This window comes from Pseudomonas sp. GW823-FHT04A03 (assembly GCF_058796615.1).
Genome location: NZ_JBXAIV010000001.1, coordinates 386,436 through 404,520 on the forward strand (window position 1 = coordinate 386,436; position 18,085 = coordinate 404,520).

Genomic DNA, 18,085 nt, shown 5'->3' on the forward strand with positions numbered 1-18,085 from the left:
CGTTCATGGTCGTTCCTCCTTGCTATACCACTGTTCAACGGTGGCCGGTGCGCTGCATTCGGTCGTGGTGATTGGCAGGCGACTGCACAAGCGTTCGGCCCACGGTTGCAACCCTTGGTTGCGATTGACCGTGCCCTGGCTGGCGATCTGGTTGAACACGCCAAGCACAATCGCCAGAGCCACAATGCCAAGTATCGACATGCAGACTTTCACAGGCGTGCGGGTGTTCTCCCAGGAGGTGTGTGGTTTGACCTGGCGTCGGCGTATCAGGCCGAAAATCGCCAAAGTCCCAGCGTACACGGCGCCGGCAATCGGACCGAGAAACCAACTGAGTCCGGCGACCATCAGCGCACAGGGGACAAGGTCGCGCAGCACCCCGAACGGTGGCGAATCCTTGAGGAAAGCCGGGCACAGGCTTGCGCTGAGCCAGTCGTCCAGCCACCACGCGCGATGGGCAAAGTCGTGCACCAGCCAATTCAGTCCGGCCACGACCACCCCGAACGCCACCGTTGTGAGCATGACAATGTTGATCAATCCGCTGAAGCGCACGCCCAGAGGAATGTAATGGGTGAACGCACCGATCAGGCAGGCCAGCACCACGCCCACATACGTCGGCCAGTCATTGAAGCTCAGTTCCCAGCTTTGCCAGAAAAATGCCGTGCCGCCGGGCATCTGCGCGCAGACATTTGGGTGATTGGCGTACAGCTCCGAACTCAACTTGCGGCACTGCGCCCAGTCTTCTTCGCTCAGGCGTCGGGCCAGTGCGCGGCGGGCACTGAACGAGCCGATGCCCAACAGCAGGCGGGCGGCGCGGTGTTCGGGGGTGGCGGGCGGTTCCAGAGCGAGCTGTTGCTGGCGCGCCAGGTAAAGCGGCGCATTTTTTCGAGCCAGCAGGCGTTGCCATTCACCGTCAGGGCAGGGATTGCCCGTGCTGCCGTGCCAGCCTTGATTGGCGCGCACCCGTTCGAAAACCTCGGGATACCAGACCGGCGCATCCAGCAGCAAATGGCTCAGGGTATGGTCGAACCATTTCTGATGTCGTTCGATTGTCAGCCATTTGAATTGTGCACAACGGGCATACGCCTGGAGGAATCCTTCAACGTCTTCCTGTTCGAGGGCATCTCGCATTGGTTGCGTGATACGCGTGCGCTGCCGTGCCAGCAACAGCTCGATCGATTCTTCATCCAGCTCCAGGCGTTGCCAGGCGCTGAACCAGAAAAAGGTCGGCACCGCCCAGTCCACCAGCGTGTCGGAGGACTCCGGGTGCTCGATGCAGTGATGCAGCAGCGTGTCCTCGAAGATGTGCGCGCAGCCTTGTTCGAGGGCGACGGTATGACGACGTTTCAGCTCTTCAACACTGAGCCCGTCCAGCGAACGGGTCGCCAGTTGCAGGGCATCGACCTCGACCACGGTCAGGCCGCTCAGATCCCAGGATTCTTCGATCTCCTGTTCCTGCTCTTCGTCCTGATTCTGCTCGTGATACTGCTGCCATTCCTTGTACGCCAGCGCCTGCTCATAGGCATCGCGCAGTCGCTGGAAACCCTCGGGGTCATCGTCGGGGCGGGTCTGTTTGAGCAGGACGGCATATTGGCGTTTGATAGTGCGCACATCGGCGTCGGCCGACAGGCCAAGGACGGTCCAGCAACTCATTGCGATGACAACTCCATAAAAACCGCGACGCGATCCAGTGATGGCATTCTGATGTTGCGCACCCTACCTGTTTCGCGTCGAAAAGTCCTCGTGTCTCGCTCAGTCGCCGACGAACCAGCGGAAATACGGATTGCCGCCATCTCCACGCATCACTTCGCGGATATCCCGTCCCCAGGCATCGCGGTCACCGTCGTAGGCATGCAGGCTGGCGCGGTAGAACTGCATCAGACGCTGGCGGTGGGCTTGCATGCGCTCGTCGAACCCGGCGTCGGCGTTGACCAGCGGCGGCGTGACGTACAGGTCCAGCAGGGCCGGCAGCACGCGGGTGATTTCCTTGGTGCGAACCCACGGCGCGTACTCGATGCGCGGCTGGTCGTCGGTCACTGCCGGTGCGTCGGCGGCAAAGCGTTCCAGCCCGGCGCGGTCGGTGACCCAGGTCGACAGCAGCGCTGCCGCCGAGCCGATGCCGACGTCCTGCAAGGCGCCGCGTACGCTGTCCTGTTGCAGGCGCTGGGTGATTTTTCCGGCGTCCAGTTCGATGGGCGTCAGTGAACCCACCAGCAGCATTTCGTGGAACTCGCTGGTCCACAGCGTCGCGTACGGGAACACGTCGAGGAAGCTGCGCACCAGCGAGCGCGAGTCGTCGATGTTCTGGGTCGGCAGCGGCAGCCATTGTGCGACCAGACCCTGTTTTTCCAGGCGGCTGGCGGCCAGTTGGTAGAAGTCGCGGGAATACAGATTGACCACGCCGGCGGCGGAGGGCGGCGGTGGTTCGAGGGTGATCAGGTCGTAAGTCTGCGGACTGCGCAGCAGTTCCTGACGGCCGTCGCGCAGGCGCACATCGACGCCGGGGTCACTGGCGGCGTTGAAGTTGCCCTTGAACAGCGGCGCCGCCTTGACCACCGCCGGCAGCAGCTCGGCAACCACCCGGTGTTCCAGCCCCGGATAACGCAGCAGCGCGCCGGCGGTGATGCCGGTGCCGAAACCGATCACCAGCGCCGAACGCGGTTCGCCGTTGTGGATCAACAGCGGCAGCAGCGCCTGAATGCGCATGTAGCGCAGCGACGGCATGGCATCGCCGGTGTTCGACACGCCTTGAATGTACAAACGCTGGAAGGCATTGCGGCCTGTGCCCTGGCTGACCACCGCCACCGTGCCGCCGCGTCCTTCCTCGTAGAACGCCAGCGTGCCGTTGCGCGCGCCGGGCAGCAGGCTGGCGAGTTTGTTCACGGGCGTCAGCACCGCCAGTGCAACCGACAACAACCCCAGCGCGACCACGGCCTGACGCCGACCCTTCTTCACGCCATGACCCTTGCGCACGGCGAACCAGCCGATGCCGGCGGCGATGATCGCCAGCAGGCCCAGCGTGCGCACCAGCCCCAGCAGCGGGATCAGCACGAAACCGCAGAGCATCACCCCGACAATCCCGCCCAGTGTGTTGAACGCCACCACCGCGCCGACATCGCGACCGATGCGCTCCTGCCCGACGCTCAAGCGCAGGGCCAGCGGAAAGGCCGCGCCCAGCAGCAGAGTCGGGACAAACACGATGGCCAGCGCCGCCACGGCGAAACGCGCGCTCATGCCGGCCAGTTCACTGGCGCCCTGGGTCAGCAGCCAGATTTCCGCCTGGCTCTGGGCGATCACCAGCCAGCGGCCGAGCACGGCGATTTCCAGCAGGGCAATCAATCCTGCGCCAGCGATCAACAGGCCGAACACGCCCCACGGATCACGAATCCGTTCAACCCGGCGGGCGAGCAGGGCGCTGCCCAGAAACAGCCCGGCCAGATACGTCGCCAGCACCACGGCGAAAGCGTAGGTGCGGGTACTCATGAATTGCACGATCGACTGCGACCACACCACTTCGTAGCCGAGGGCCACGCCGCCGGCGATGGAATACAGCCACAGGGCGGTGCGATCCGGCGCTTTTTCGATGTGATGTTTGACCGGCGCTTCGACCGGCATCGGACGCAGGCGCTGCCAGCCCAGCGCTCCGGCGGCGGCCAGCAGGTTGAGCATCGCGGCGGCCAGCGCACTGCCGCGCACGCCGAGGATAGCGATCAGCAGGAACGCCGCGAGCAGGGTGCCGGCAATCGCGCCCAGGGTGTTTGCTGCGTACAACTGACCGCCGGCCTTGCCCGGACTGGCCGCCAGCGAACGCACCAGCACCGGCAACGTGCCGCCCATCAACACCGCCGGAGCGCCCACCAGAAGGAACGGCAACAGCCACGCGAGCAGTCCGACATGATTCTGTAACCAGGCAAACGGGCTGGCCGCCACGCTCATGGCAAAGGTCGCGCCGACGCCCAGCACCGCCACCAGCACCTCCAGCCCGGCATACAGCAACACCGGCTGCTTCAGCCGATCCGCCCAGCGCCCGAACCACCAGCCACCGAGTGCGAGCCCGGCGAAGAAGGCGCTGATCCCGGTGGTGATCGCATAGACCTCGACCCCGACCACCAGCGACAGCTGCTTGATCCACAGCACTTGGTAAACCAGCGCCGCAGCACCGGAGATGCACAAGAGCAGGGCGGGGATCAGCAGCGCCGCGGTGGCGGTGTGCGGGACGGGGTGGGCCGGGGATTTGCTGGCGACACGTGAGGACATGCAGTTGGCCTTGTTCCGGTTCAAGAATGGCTGCGACTGTGCGGGTGTCATCGCGGGCAAGCTCGCTCCCACAGGAATCTCTTGTGAACACTAATGTTGTGTACGACTGAAAACCCTGTGGGAGCTGGCTTGCCAGCGATTGGGCCACCTCGGTCACAAGCCGAAAACAGTGCCGCTCGCCAATGACGGCGAGCGGCGGTCACGCAGGTTTACTTGGCTGCTTTCATTTTCTCGGCAATTTTCTTGTCCACTTCCTCGCGAACCTGGTCGATGCTGAAGCTCGCCGGACGTTGGCTTGGCGGGTAATCGACGAAGGTCTGCAGGAACTTGGCGGACCGGCTTATACCCTGGAAGATCAGGTAGTCGTTTTTCGCCAGCCAGTCGAAGTATTGGTCGGAGACCACGTCGGCGCGTTCGTACGGGTCCATGCGCAGATTGAAAATCTTCGGTACGCGCAGGCACGTGAACGGTTCGCTCCAGACCTTGAAGCCGCCCGGTGCACGCTGTTCGCAGAACACGAACTTCCAGTCGTTGTAACGCATGCTCACCAGTTCACCGTCATCGTTGAAGTAGTAGAACTCGTTACGCGCGCTCTTGTCGGTCTTGCCGGTCAGGTAGTCCAGCTGGTTGAAACCGTCCAGATGCACCTTGAAGTTCTTCCCGCCGACGTCCGCGCCCTTGAGCAGACGATCCTTGATGTCGAGATCGCCCACGGCCGCGAGCAAGGTCGGGAACCAGTCCAGACCGGAGAACATCTGCGTCGAGACTTCACCGGCCTTGACCTTGCCCGGCCAACGAATCATTGCCGGCACCCGATAGGCACCTTCCCAGTTGGAGTTTTTCTCGTTGCGGAACGGCGTGGTGGCTGCATCCGGCCAGGACCATTGGTTCGGGCCGTTGTCGGTGGTGTAGACCACGATCGTGTTGTCGGTGATCTTCAGGTCATCGAGGGTTTTGAGCAGTTTGCCCACGTCGCCGTCGTGTTCGAGCATGCCGTCTGCATACTCGTTGCCGGGCATGCCGCTCTGGCCCTGCATGGACTCACGCACATGCGTGAAGGCGTGCATGCGGGTGGTGTTCATCCAGACGAAGAACGGTTTGTCGGCCTTGGCCTGTTTCTCGATGAACGCCTGCGCGGCGGCGGTGGTTTCATCGTCGATGGTTTCCATGCGCTTTTTGTTCAAGGCGCCGGTGTCTTCGATCTTGCCGTCGGCAAAACTGTGGATCACGCCACGGGGAGACGCGGCCTTGACGAACTCGGCATCATCCTTGGGCCAGTAAGGGCGTTCCGGCTCTTCTTCAGCATTCAGGTGATAGAGATTGCCGAAAAATTCGTCGAAGCCATGGTTGGTGGGCAGGTATTCGTCTTTGTCGCCGAGGTGGTTCTTGCCGAACTGGCCGGTTGCATAACCGTGGGCCTTCAGCGCCTGGGCGATGGTGACGTCACGGGCCTGCAAGCCGACCGGTACGCCCGGCATCCCGACCTTGGACAGGCCGGTGCGCAGCGCTGTCTGGCCGGTGATGAAGGTGGAACGCCCAGCGGTGCAACTGTTCTCCGCATAGTAGTCGGTGAACATCATGCCTTCCTTGGCGATCCGGTCGATGTTCGGCGTCTTGTAGCCGACCACGCCCATCGAGTAGGCACTGATGTTGGTCTGGCCGATATCGTCGCCGAAGATCACCAGAATGTTGGGTTTATCGGCCGCTGAGGCAGTTGCCGACAGGGCCATGACTGAAGTCGCCACCAGGGCGAGCCTGGGTATCCACTTGCGTATGCGAGTCATATGACTTGCTCCTTTAGCGCGGGGGTGGGGTGCACGACAAACGTATTTCCTGTTACTTCACTTGCTCGGGTACGGGCGGATCGAACGGATAGATCCGGCGCCAGTCGCTCGCCATGTCCACCACGGTCCAGCCTCGGGAGTTCGCTTCGTCGAGGGCCTTGTCCAGGCGCCCGATATCGGATTGGCGGTCATAGGCCCATTCGCGCTTGGCGTCGGTGTGATGCACCAGGCCCATGAAGCGTTTTCCGGGACCGGCGGCGGTCCACTGCAGCATCTGCAGGTCGCCGTCGGAGTTGCCGAAGGCGAGGATCGGCCGACGACCGATCGCCGAATCGATGCTCACCGGTTTGCCCGGGCCATCGTCGTTGTGCGCCAATTTGGCGGTGCGCACGATCGAGGCTTTGCCGTCCTTGTATTCGAACGCGGTCACGAAGGTGGTGCCGATCACCTGTTCCGGCGGGATGCCATAGACCTTCTCGGCGAAGGCGCGCATGAAGCCGGTGTCGCCGCCGGAAACGATGTAGGTCTTGAAGTCCTGGCTGCGCAGGTAGTCGAGCATTTCCAGCATCGGCTGGAAGATCATTTCGGTGTACGGCTTGCCGGTTTTCGGATGGCGGGCCTGGGTCAGCCAGGTCTTGGCATAGTCATCGAACGCGTCGGTGGTCATGCCGGTGTGGGTGGCGGCGAAGATCTTCAGGATGCCGTCCATGCCGGCGGCGGCCAGCGCCTTGTGGTCGTTTTCGATCACCGCTTTGAACGGTTGCGTGGTCTTCCATTCCGGGTGCTGCGCGGCGTTGCGCTTGACCTCGTCGAAGGCGAACAGCAGCTCGAAATACGCCGGCTGCTCGCTCCACAACGTGCCGTCGTTGTCGAACACGGCGATGCGTTCGGCGGGTTTGACGAAGTCCTTGCCGGACTGATCGGTGACCGCCTCGACGAACTCGATGATGTGCTTTTTCGCCGGGCTGTCGTTCCACGACGGCAGCGGCTCGCTGGCCTGCGCCAGCAGCGGCAATGCGAGGCCGAACAACAGGGCCAGACCGAAACGTTGGCGGTGCAGCATCGGGTTCGTCATGGGAAATCCTTCTCGTGAACGGGGTTGAGCGGGCGCAGGGCCGGGGCCGGGCGGGCCTGCTGCTGTTCGGCCTGACTGTGAAGCGTAGACAACGATTGGCGCAGATGACCCAGTGCCTGCCCAGCGGCCGGATCGCGCCCGTAAAGGCTGCGCAACAGTCCTTGCAGGCGCGGCCCGGCGTGGGTCAGTTTCAGGCCCAGCCCACAGCGCCGCAGCCACAGGTACAGGGCCGTCAGCTGCGGCGGTTGCCCGGCCAGTTGCCCGGCGACCTGTTGCCACGCGAAGTCGGCCGATTGCTGCCGGGCCTGCTGCCGCGCGAGCTGGCGCTGCTGCCATTGACGGCGCGCACGGCTGAGCGCAGGCCGGCCGAGATAACCGAGCACGCCCAGTGCGACCAGCACGGCGAGCCAGATGAATCCCTGGGTGGAGAGGTGCAGGCGATGGTTCTGGCCGAGCTGGCGCAGGTCCTCGGTGATCGAGAACACCGGTTTGTAGGCGCTGTTGGCACTGGCCTCGAAGGTGACTGCGGGGACTTGTGCGGTGCGGATCTGTTGCGTGCGCGAATCCCACCATTTCACGTCGATGGCCGGCAGGCTGTAGGCCCCGGCGGTGTCGACGCGATAGCTGACGCTGTCGATGCGCTGACCGCCGAGAATATCGCCGCGCCCGTCATCGAGGCTGCTGACTTGTGGCGTCTTCACATAGCGGCTCAGGCCTTTGACTTCGCTCAGCGCAGGGATCGGCAGGGCCATGGCCAGTGCGCCGTCGGCTTGCAGGGTCAACTGGCGGGTGAGGCTGTCGCCGACTTTCAGCGGCGTGGCCGACCGGGTAACGGTTTGGCTGAAGCGCAGCCCGGTGGCCACCAACGGGATTTCTCCGGAGTTGAAACCGGGTGGCAGGGCGGCGCTGAATTGCAGCGGCTGGCTGCGGGCGCTGATTTCAGCGGTGGCCTGGCCGGGTGTGGCGCTTACGGTCAGCGCCGGAATGTCGAAGGTCCGTGCGGCATTGGGCGTGATCAGGTAGCTGTAGCGCAGACCGCTGAAGGCCTGGCCGTCGATGGTCTGGTTCAGGTGCTGGGCCTGACCGTCCGGTGGCATCACCAGCGCGCCATCGAGCTTCAGCTCGGGCAGGGTGGCGGCGCTGGTGAACCAGGTGTCGGTAAGCACGTCGAGTTGCAGCTCCACCAGACCGCCGACCTTGATGCCGTCGGCGGGTTGCAGGTGGGCCTGGACTTTGAGTTGGGGTTCAGCTGCAAAGGCATTTGTTGCGAGCAGGCAACTGGCGATCAATGCAATGAAAGTTGTGATGAGCGGGCTGGCCTCTTCGCGAGCAAGCTCGCTCCCACAATGAAATTTGCGAAGCTGCAGAACCTCTGTGGGAGCGAGCTTGCTCGCGATGGGCGCGACGCGGTTCATGGCCGGGCCTCCGCCTGATCCTGCAGGCTGAATTTCTGCCGGAGGAATTTCGCCGGTGAGGTGGTGAGGTTCTGCAGCCACAGCGCATCCGACGTCGCCTGTTCGGTGGTCACGGCTTTGCTCTGGCCCTTGCCCGGTGTCTTGTCGAACTTGACCTCGTCCGGTTTGGTTTCGGGGGCGTTCTGTTCGGCGCTTTCAGTGTCTTTTTGCAGGGCGATGGCCAGCGCCAGGTTGGCCGTGGCTTCGGGGAATTGTGGTTGCAGCTTCAACGCCTGCTGATAGGCCGCGATGGCCTGATCGAACTTGAAGCGGCGCACGTAAATGTTGCCCAGATAGAAATACGCTTGTGGGGTGTCGAGCCGGGCGAAGGTCGCCAGCGCCAGATCGAAGTCGGCGGCGTGATAGGCCGCGACGCCTTTCCAGTACGGATCGACAAACAGCGCCGCCGCTTGCGGGAAGTGCTCATGCTCGAAGGCCCAGCGCCCTTGCTGGTCGCGGGTGAAGAACGCGTCGGTCAGGGCATTGGCCTGCGCCGGTGCTGACGGCCAGCCGAGGCCCACGGCCACGGCCAGTGCCGGCATCCAGTTCACGCTCCAGCCCCTGCGCACAGTGAACAACGCCAACAGCAATAGCGGCCAGCACAGCCAGTAACCGGCGTCTTTCCAGTGCAATTCCTGCTGCTCGGCGCTGGCGCTCTGAAAGTGTTGTTGCGCGTGCAATTCGACCCAGTCCAGATCGTCGTTCGTCAGCGTCAGGCTGCCCAGCGGCGCATCGAGTGCCGAGGCCAGTTGCTTGATCGCCGCCGGGTCGAAGCTGCCCAGTACCGGGCGACCGTTGCTGTCGGTGCGCGGCTGGCCGCTCGCATCCTGAATCAACCCGCCGTCCTGATTGCCCACCGCGAGCACCAGCACTTGCAACCCGGTGCCCTGCAACTGTTTGCCCAGTCCATCGAGCTGCGCGGTGTCGGCGCCGTCAGTGATCAGCAGCAGGCTGCCCGGAGTTTTCTCGGCCTCCAGCAGACGTTTGGCTTGATCGATCACCGCACCGACATTCTTGCCCGGTTTGTCGATCAGCCCGGTGCCCAGGGCCTGAATGAAACTGTCGAGCAACGCCGGGTCATCGGTCGCCGGCAGCACCAGATGCGCGCTGCCGCCGTAGGCGATCAACGCGGTGCGCGCACCGGCGCGGCGCTGGATCAGGTCGTGCAGGGTGTGTTTGGCGGCTTCAAGCCGAGTGGGCGGTACGTCGCTGGCATCCATCGACGGCGACAGGTCGACGGCCACGATCAGTGGCGCGCGATTCTCCAGAAAGTCCGGCCGATCCTGCTCCCAGGTCGGCCCGGCTGCCGCCACGGCGCCCAGCATCAGCAACGCACACAGCAAATGCACCGGGCGCAGACGCTGGTGATCCTGCGGGGTGACCAGCAGGTGCGGCAGCAGATGCTCGGCGATGTTGCCGCGCAGGCGCCGCTGCAAGTCGCGACTGCGCCGCCAGATCAACGGCAGCAGCGCCGCGAACAGTGCGAGCAGCAACCACAGTGGACGCAGGAAGTGGAAGTCGCCGAGATTGATTTCCATCTCAGGCCTCCTGCCGCTGACGTGCAACTGCCAGCCTTGGGCGCAGCAGCGCGCCGAGGTGATACAGGGTCAGCAACACCAGCGCCGCGCCCAGCGGCCAGTAAAACAATTCGCGCTGGGGTTGATGGCTGAGGGTTTTGACTTGATGGGGCGTGAGCCGGTCGAGGGTGCTGTAGACCTGATCCAGCGCGGTGCGGTCTTCGGCGCGGAAGAACTGGCCGCCGGTGGCCTGGGCGATCTGTTGCAGGCTTTGCAGATTGACCTTGGCCTCACCGGAAGCAGTGGGGTCGCCGATGCCGATGGTATGAATCACCACGCCTTTGGCGGCGGCCATCTCGGCGGCATGGCCGGGGGTGATGGCGCTGCTGGTGTCGTTGCCGTCGGTGAGCAGGATCAGGACTTTTTCCTGTTCATGGGCCTTGTCCAGCAGCTTCAGGCTCAGGCCGATCGCATCGCCAATCGCGGTGTTCGGACCGGCCATGCCGATGCTGGTGTCCTCCAGCAACAGGGACAGGCTGGCGTGATCGAGGGTCAGTGGCGCCTGCGGATAGGCACCGCTGCCGAACACGATCAGGCCGAGGCGATCGTCCTTGCGCTTGTCGATGAAGCCTTGCACGACCTCTTTCACGGCGGCCAGGCGATTGATTTTCTGGCCGGCGGCGTTGGTGAAATCCTCGGTTTCCATCGACTGCGAAAGGTCGATGGCGAGCATCAGGTCGCGCACCGGTTGCTGGCGCTCGATGGGTTTTTCGACGAACACCGGGCGGGCAGCGGCGACCAGCAACAGGGTCCACACCAACACATTCAGCCAGAGCTGCCAAAGATTGCTGCGGGTGCCGGTACTGGCCGGTGTTTCGCCGACGGCGCGGCTCATGGCGCTGAAGAACGGCACCCGAACGGCGCTGCGCGCTTCCTGGTAGGCGGGCAGGTAACGGAAGGCCAGCCAGGGCAGCGGCAGCAGGAGCAACAGCCACGGGTAGTCAAGCTGCCACATGATGGCGCTCCACCCAGTGCTGGCAGGTATCGAACAACGCCAGGCGCTGCGGCGCGGGCAGTGCGCGCAACGCGTCGTCCGGGGCGTAGGCGAGTTGCGCCAGTTGCTCGCTCAAATCCGCCGGCAGCGGCTTTTTGCAGTGCCGCTGCAAGAAGGCTTGCCAATCCAGTCCCTCCAGCGCCGCAACCCCTTGTGGGAGCGAGCTTGCTCGCGATGAGGGCATTCCATCCAAAACATTCATTGACTGGCCTGACGCCTTCGCGAGCAAGCTCGCTCCCACAGGAGGCGGATTGCAGCTCTGCATCGAAAGCGCCACACGCTTGAGTAGTTCCGGCAATTCGCGCAAGGCATTCAAGTCATTACTGCGGCTGCGCAACTGCGCCAGACGCGCCAGGCCTTCGCGCCGATAAGCATCCCGTCGCCATTGCCGATAGCGCCGCACACCGATCAGCACCGCCGCCAGCACCAATACCGCCAGCAACACCCACCAGCCCCAGGTCTGCGGTGCGTAGCTCACCGGCGCAGGCAGGCCCAGCTCCTTGAGCTGTCCGATGTCCGGAACGTTCGGATTCATCGACTCGGACCGGTGGATTTACCGAGTTCGGCGCGTAATTGCTGATGCGCTTCTTCGGCGGTGCTGAACATCATCAGTGGCACCTGACTGCGGCGCAGCAGGGTGGCGACGTCCTTGAGCCGGCCACCGAGGAAATCCCCCAACGGCTGATGCACGCTGCGTTTCTCGACCGCCAGCTCTACCTGCAACTGGCCCTGGGTCACCAACAGCCGGCCGTCGCTCGGCAGCTTCATCGCCATCGGGTCATAGACTTGCAGGGCGATCACGTCGTTGTGCGCCGCCAGTTGCCGCATCAACTGCAAGGTGCGCTCGCCGGCCCCGGCGAAATCACTGACGATGCAGATCAGGTGGTCGTGCCCGGCCACCGCGAGGCAACGCTGCAAGGCCTTGTCCAGTTGATCCTCGTCTTCGGCGTCCGGGTTGCCGGCGTTCAGCGCCTGATTCTGCTGGGCGATGCGACTCAGCAGTGCCTCGACCCGTTTGCGGCTGCGCAACGGCGCGATGCTGTCGATGCGTTGATCGTTGAACACCAGCCCGCCGACCCGGTCGCCGGCATGGAACACCATCCATGCCGCCAGTGCGCCGAGTTCGGCGGCGACGGCGGATTTGAAGCTGCGTTTCGAGCCGAAGAACATCGACATGCGCTGGTCGACCACGATCAACGCCGGGCGGTCGCGCTCCTCGGTAAAGGTGCGCACCACCGGTTTGCCGGTGCGCAGCGAGGCGCGCCAGTCGAGGTGACGCAGGTCGTCACCCGGCTGATAACGGCGCAACTCATCGAAGTTCAAACCCCGGCCACGCAGGCGCGAGGCATGGTTACCAGCGAGGATGCTGCCCTGGGGCTGGCGGGCGAGAAAACTCAGGTCGCGGGCCTTGAACTCCAGCGCCATCAATTGCGCGAGAGAGACATAGACCAGCCCGTCGGTGCTTTCCATCTCTGACCTCAGGCCGGAATGGCCACTTTGTCGAGGATCCGGTCCAGCACCTGATCGGCGCTGACGCCATCGGCCACCGCGTCGTAGCTCAGTTGCAGGCGATGGCGCAGCACCGGGTGCACCACGGCGCGCACGTTGTCCGGCGAAACGAAATCCTGGCCCTGCAACCACGCATCGGCGCGGGCGCAGCGATCCAGGCCAATGCCACCGCGCGGGCTGGCGCCGATGGCGATCCAGCGGGCGAGATCTTCGTCGTAATCCGCCGGATGTCGGGTGGCGTTGATCAGGTCGATCAGATAGCGGTCGATGGCGGGGGAAACGTGCACCGCACTGACTTCCTTGCGCGCGGCAAAGATCACGTCCTGCGCCAGCTCGAAACCCTTGGTCGGCGCGGTGTTGGCGCCCTGGGCAAACTCCTCGGCGCGCAACAGTCGCAGCACCTGGCTTTCGTTGTCGGCGCTGGGGTAATCCAGCAGGACTTTCATCAGGAACCGGTCCATCTGCGCTTCGGGCAGCGGGTAGGTGCCTTCCTGCTCGATCGGGTTCTGAGTGGCGACCACAATGAACAGCTCCGGCAGCGCATGGCTGTTGCCGGCCACGGTGATCTGCCGTTCTTCCATGGCTTCGAGCAGTGCCGCCTGCACCTTGGCCGGCGCACGGTTGATCTCGTCGGCGAGGATCAGGTTGCCGAACAGCGGGCCGGGCTGGAAGCGGATTTCGTTCTTGCCCTCGACCTGATGCAGCACCTCGGCACCGGTGATGTCCGAGGGCAGCAGGTCGGGGGTGAACTGGATGCGGCTCATCTTCGCGTCCAGGTGTTTGGCCAGCGCCTTGACCGTGCGGGTCTTGGCCAGCCCCGGCAGGCTTTCCAGCAGCAGGTGCCCGTTGGCCAGCAGGCCAAGCAGGATCTGCCGGATCACCTGATCCTGGCCGAGCACCGCTTCGGCGATGCTGGCTTGCAGGGCGCTGAGGTCGGTCAGTGCAGTCATGTAGCTTCCCTTCTCGACACGTGAGGATCGAATGGCCGGCTATAAAGAATGCCGGTCGCGGTCTAGAAAAACGCCAGGGTCAGGTTGACGGCGACGCCGTTGCCTTCAGGCCGGTTCTTGGTATCGAACTCCGGGACCCAACGTGCGCTGATACTGGCCTGGGCATCGGCGAACTTGCCGCTCCAGCCGACGGTCGGGCCGGCGCCCACCGAGCGCCCGCGAAAGCCGTTCAGGGTGTCGGCGGTGTCGCCCTTGTCGTCGCTGATCTGCTGGACGTAACCGGCGACCAGCCCGGCGTTCCAGCCATTGCCGAAACCGTGGGTCCACAAGGCTTCGAGGGTGAAGATGTCGCCGGTGCGGTAATCGGTGGCCTTGTTCTCGGTGTAGAACTGCAGGTTGCCGGAGAGGGTGTATTCACCACCTTTGCCGTCCAGGTGAGAGAACGCCACGGTGGGCATGAACGTGTAGTTGTTCTGCCCAGCGTTGGCCAGCCGATTATCGTTATAGGCGCCGGTCGGCACGTAGATCGGCAGCGAAAACGCGATGTGGTTGAGCTCGTCGAAGTGGTAACCGGCGGCAATCGGCGTGATCAGCGCATCGGCAAACTGGGTGCCGGAGTCGCTGGTGCCCAAAGTGCGACCGCGCGGGCCGGTGACGGCGGCATCGATGTCGGTGTACTGGACGGGCACGCCAATGGCCGAGGCGTAATTCCATTGACCTTTGCCGGTGTCCCAGACGTGAGTGAGGTTGGCCATGGTGTAGGAGACTTTCATCTTGATCCCGGCACTGACCTCACCGGAAATCGGCGCGCCGCTGCTGCCCTTGATCTCGCCGTCGTACCAGATGCTGGTCACGGACATCACCCAGCCCGGCGCCGGCGGAATCACACCGGCATTGGAGAAAACCTGCTGGCCGGTGATCGGCCGGCCGACGCCACCTTCAGCCGCGTACACCAACGGACTGCCGATCATGCACAGCGCCAGCAACGGGCGGACAACGCAAGGCTTGACCATGAAGCACTCCGTTTATTGTTTTGAGTCGGATGGCGTCAGCAGCGGCATTTTCCACTCGCCGCTGGCCACTTCCGGTTTCGGCAGATACAGGCGCAACACGCCGTAGAACGGCCCGTTCGGCGCGGGCAGCCAGTTGGCCTGTTTGTCCTTGCCCGGATTCTTGTGCTGTACGTAGAGGGTCAGGCCGCCGTCGGTGTCGAGCTTGAGGTCCGGCAGCATGCGCGAGTTGATCAGGTAACGGTTGAGCGGGTTGGCCACCAGCAATTTGCTCTGGCCGTCGTACATCGTCAGCGACCAGAACGCGTCGGCCGGGGGCAGGGCGCCCTTGGCGAAATGCAGGGTGTAGTCGTGTTTCGAGGCATCCGCCGGCTGGCCGTCCTTGTCGACGAAATAACCGATGTAATCCGCTTCTTCGGCGGAGTTGCCGAAGATCCCCATGTTGGCCCCGGCGTAGCGGTACAGGTAATTGCCCTTGAGGTGATCGCGGGTGCCGAAGAAGTCGCCGCTGCTGACTTCATGGGTCTCCACCTTGTCTTTCTTGAAGGCGGCGAATTCGGCTTTTGCGTCAGCAATGCCGTCCTCCAGTGCTTTTCGGTGTTCGGGGCTGAGTGTCTTCAGGTCAAACGGCTTTCCGGCGCCAATGCCGATTTTGGCAAAGCGGTCGAGCAGGTCTTTCTCGACATCCTGCGGCGGGGTGAAGGCCAGCATGAAATTCAGGTAGCGAAACAGGTCCGGGGTTTCGCTCATGGTCGGCGTCGGTTTCGGCCAGTTGACCTTCGGTGCCGGCGGCGGGGCTTTCTGTTTCACGTAATGGCTCAGGGTTTCGACCTTGTAGCCTTTCTGGATCTGTTTGACCTTGGCCAGGTCCTTGTCGTCGAACAGCTGTGTGCGATACAGCGCGTAGGTGAGGTTGCTTTCGCTGCGCAGCAAACGGTCGATATTGAGCGGTTGCTGACCCTGCCAGTCCGGCCCGGCGATCATGAAGTGGCCGCCGTTGTTGCCGGTGCTGCGGGTGCCCAGGTAAGCGAAATTCTGCGTGTAGGCGTCGATCAGTTGCACCGAGTAATAACGGTGCTCCTCGATGGGCGGCAGGGTGAGGATCAGCGGCTCGGCGCGCAGGTCCATCCAGACAAATGAATAGGGCGTGTCGGCGTTCGGCGTGACGAAAGCAGTGTCCTTCGCGGTGAAGGCCTTGGCGGTGTTGCCGATCTTGTTCAGTGGCGCCTTGTAGTTCGGGCTCTTGGTGTCGATGGCCTGGGTGTAGAGAGTCTTGTACATCTCCACCACCGGAAAACCATACAGATAGGCTTCCTTGGCGATCGCCCGGGCTTCTTCGGGGCTGGCGGTGAAATCCTGAGCGCCGACGCCGCAACTGACGAACATGCTCATCACGCCGTAACCGGCGGCTTTGATCAGCGTTTTCGAACGGCCGCTGAAGACTGACGTCAGCACGCTCGCCGACCACAAGACGTTGATCCTGTTGTGCTTGGACATGATTCCCCGGTTCCCTGGTGGCTCAGTGGACGACTCGGCACTCTCTAGGCCGTTACGACGTAATCCCTTTCTTATCAAGCCTGTAGGACATGTCTGTTGACGCTAGCAGTTAATCGGGGGTTAGCCAGTCTAAGGGGTTAATTCTTTGGTTTTGTGCGCAGGATCACGTTGCTTTGTGCACGAAAGTGATCCTGCGCAAATTTTCGCTACTCAGTGTTTTTTGGCTTGTTCGCGGATGCGTTCTTCCTGCTCGCGCAGTTCCGGGGTGAACTCGGCGCCGAAATCTTCCGGGCTGAACACCTGACGAATCTCGATTTCCGATTCAGTGCCCGGCATGGGGTTCGGGCAGCGCTTGACCCATTCGATGGCCTCCTCTTTGGATTTCACGTCCCAGATCCAGTAACCGGCGATCAGCTCTTTGGTCTCGGCGAACGGGCCGTCGATCACGCTGCGGTTTTCACCGCTGAAGCGCACACGGGCGCCTTTGCTGCTGGGGTGCAGGCCGTCGGCGGACACCAGAATGCCGGCCTTGGCCAGTTGTTCGTTGTAGTTGCCCATGTCGGTCAACAGTTGCTCGCTGGGCATCACGCCGGCTTCGGAGTCGTGGCTGGCTTTGACAATGATCATGAAGCGCATGGTGTTTCTCCGCAGATAGGTGAGGGATTCATGGCTTAGTCGAACGGCCGGGGTCTGAATCGACAGGTCGTTAAAGAAAAGATGCAGACTCGCGTTTTAACAAGCATCACCTTCATTCGGAATGTGTCCGCCATGCCCACCCTGGAACTCACCACACTGATCCCCTGCCGCACCCCGAGCGAGGTGCTCGACTTCTGCCTGGAAGGGGTCAATTTCCCGAAGATCTTCCCCGAGCGCATCACGCCGCTGGGGGATATCGATCTGAGTAACCTGCGCATCGAAGCCGGGCGGCAATTCCGCTTCCGGCACTGGATGTTCAACCTGATTCCGTCGAACTGGACGGTGACGATCCGTGAAGTCAGCGACACGCATTTTGTCGATGAAATGCTCAAAGGGCCGTTGCGGGCTTTTCGTCATGAACATCGGGTGGCGGCGGGTGAGGGCGGTACGCTCTACACCGACCGCGTGACGTATTCGGCGATTGGCGGGGCGTTCAGCGAAGGGCTGCTGGTGAACGGTTACATGCGGCGGATCTTCGAGGCCCGGCATCGCAACATGCTGCAATTGCTGGGTTAGCGCTCAGGGTTGTATCCAATCTGGCGGGGTGGCACATGACAATTTCGGTTCAGGCATAGGTCGTCGGACAATTTCGTGGTTAACTTCCGCCTCTTGCATGCTTTCCCAACAACGTTAAGAAGGACTCCGTTCATGGCTCAAGTCACTCTCAAAGGCAACCCGGTTCAAGTCAACGGCCAACTGCCACAAGCCGGTTCCAAGGCGCCAGCCTTTTCCCTGGTAGCCGGCAATCTGTCCGACGTCACCCTGAAATACTTCGCCGGCAAGCGCAAAGTGCTGAACATCTTCCCAAGCGTCGACACCCCGACCTGCGCCACTTCCGTGCGCAAGTTCAATGCTCAAGCCAACGACATCAGCAACACTGTTGTTCTGTGCATCTCGGCTGACCTGCCGTTCGCCCAGGCTCGCTTCTGTGGCGCCGAAGGCCTGGAAAACGTACAGAACCTGTCGACCCTGCGCGGCGCCGAGTTCATCGAGAACTACGGTGTGGCCATCGCTGACGGCCCGCTGAAAGGCCTGACCGCCCGTGCGGTGGTTGTTCTGGACGAAAACGACAACGTCCTGCACAGCGAACTGGTCAAGGAAATTGCGGAAGAGCCTAACTACGAAGCGGCACTTGCTGTATTGAAATAAGTGTTCTGAAACAAGCGCTTTACAATTGTTAACGGCCTGGCCCTGTCCAGGCCGTTTTCATTTGTGTATCAGTGTTTTGCCTCACACCTTGAAACGTAAGTGGAAGGTAAATTGCCGGTAAAGCTGCTTTGCTAAA

The 18,085-nt window shown here is 62.7% G+C and carries 15 protein-coding genes; 2 read left to right on the forward strand and 13 right to left on the reverse strand.

The window, feature by feature from the left end:
- Positions 1-3 precede the first annotated feature (3 nt).
- The 13 genes from AC1Q9F_RS01700 to AC1Q9F_RS01760 form a co-directional block, all read right to left on the reverse strand.
- Positions 4-1,650: a J domain-containing protein gene (locus tag AC1Q9F_RS01700; RefSeq protein WP_207986095.1), complete on the reverse strand. Its 1,647-nt coding sequence runs from the start codon at positions 1,648-1,650 to the stop codon at positions 4-6.
- A gap of 99 nt (positions 1,651-1,749) precedes the next feature.
- Positions 1,750-4,254 (reverse strand): spermidine synthase, encoded by a 2,505-nt coding sequence (locus AC1Q9F_RS01705; protein ID WP_492619180.1) that lies wholly within the window; start codon positions 4,252-4,254, stop codon positions 1,750-1,752.
- Between the two features lie 209 nt (positions 4,255-4,463).
- Positions 4,464-6,038 (reverse strand): arylsulfatase, encoded by a 1,575-nt coding sequence (locus AC1Q9F_RS01710; RefSeq protein ID WP_273898604.1) that lies wholly within the window; start codon positions 6,036-6,038, stop codon positions 4,464-4,466.
- A 52-nt stretch (positions 6,039-6,090) separates the two neighbouring features.
- Entirely contained in the window at positions 6,091-7,113 is a 1,023-nt protein-coding gene (locus tag AC1Q9F_RS01715) for an HAD family hydrolase (RefSeq protein ID WP_492619179.1), read from the reverse strand.
- Positions 7,110-8,528, reverse strand: coding sequence for a BatD family protein (locus tag AC1Q9F_RS01720; RefSeq protein WP_492619178.1), 1,419 nt, complete (start codon positions 8,526-8,528; stop codon positions 7,110-7,112). Before AC1Q9F_RS01720 ends, AC1Q9F_RS01715 begins: the two co-directional genes overlap by 4 nt.
- Positions 8,525-10,105, reverse strand: coding sequence for a VWA domain-containing protein (locus AC1Q9F_RS01725; RefSeq protein WP_492619177.1), 1,581 nt, complete (start codon positions 10,103-10,105; stop codon positions 8,525-8,527). The genes AC1Q9F_RS01720 and AC1Q9F_RS01725 overlap by 4 nt, the downstream gene beginning before the upstream one ends.
- Before the next feature lies 1 nt (position 10,106).
- A complete protein-coding gene (locus tag AC1Q9F_RS01730; protein WP_492619176.1) occupies positions 10,107-11,099 on the reverse strand; it encodes a vWA domain-containing protein in 993 nt (330 codons plus the stop codon).
- Positions 11,086-11,673 (reverse strand): DUF4381 domain-containing protein, encoded by a 588-nt coding sequence (locus AC1Q9F_RS01735; protein ID WP_207986102.1) that lies wholly within the window; start codon positions 11,671-11,673, stop codon positions 11,086-11,088. The genes AC1Q9F_RS01730 and AC1Q9F_RS01735 overlap by 14 nt, the downstream gene beginning before the upstream one ends.
- Entirely contained in the window at positions 11,670-12,608 is a 939-nt protein-coding gene (locus AC1Q9F_RS01740) for a DUF58 domain-containing protein (RefSeq protein WP_492619175.1), read from the reverse strand. The genes AC1Q9F_RS01735 and AC1Q9F_RS01740 overlap by 4 nt, the downstream gene beginning before the upstream one ends.
- A gap of 8 nt (positions 12,609-12,616) precedes the next feature.
- On the reverse strand, positions 12,617-13,597 hold the full coding sequence (locus AC1Q9F_RS01745; protein ID WP_492619174.1) for an AAA family ATPase: 981 nt from the start codon (positions 13,595-13,597) through the stop codon (positions 12,617-12,619).
- A 62-nt stretch (positions 13,598-13,659) separates the two neighbouring features.
- On the reverse strand, positions 13,660-14,610 hold the full coding sequence (locus AC1Q9F_RS01750; protein WP_492619173.1) for a SphA family protein: 951 nt from the start codon (positions 14,608-14,610) through the stop codon (positions 13,660-13,662).
- Positions 14,611-14,622: 12 nt separating this feature from the next.
- Positions 14,623-15,999 carry a DUF1254 domain-containing protein gene (locus AC1Q9F_RS01755; RefSeq protein ID WP_492619442.1) on the reverse strand — a complete coding sequence of 459 codons (1,377 nt, stop codon included), beginning with the start codon at positions 15,997-15,999 and terminating at the stop codon, positions 14,623-14,625.
- Between the two features lie 315 nt (positions 16,000-16,314).
- Complete coding sequence (locus AC1Q9F_RS01760) at positions 16,315-16,740, reverse strand: YciI family protein (RefSeq protein ID WP_085604104.1); 426 nt, start codon at positions 16,738-16,740, stop codon at positions 16,315-16,317.
- A gap of 132 nt (positions 16,741-16,872) precedes the next feature.
- Here AC1Q9F_RS01760 and AC1Q9F_RS01765 point away from each other — a divergent pair, with 132 nt between their 5' ends.
- Entirely contained in the window at positions 16,873-17,316 is a 444-nt protein-coding gene (locus tag AC1Q9F_RS01765) for an SRPBCC family protein (protein ID WP_492619172.1), read from the forward strand.
- Positions 17,317-17,448: 132 nt separating this feature from the next.
- On the forward strand, positions 17,449-17,949 hold the full coding sequence (tpx, locus tag AC1Q9F_RS01770; protein WP_492619171.1) for a thiol peroxidase: 501 nt from the start codon (positions 17,449-17,451) through the stop codon (positions 17,947-17,949).
- Positions 17,950-18,085: the final 136 nt, after the last annotated feature.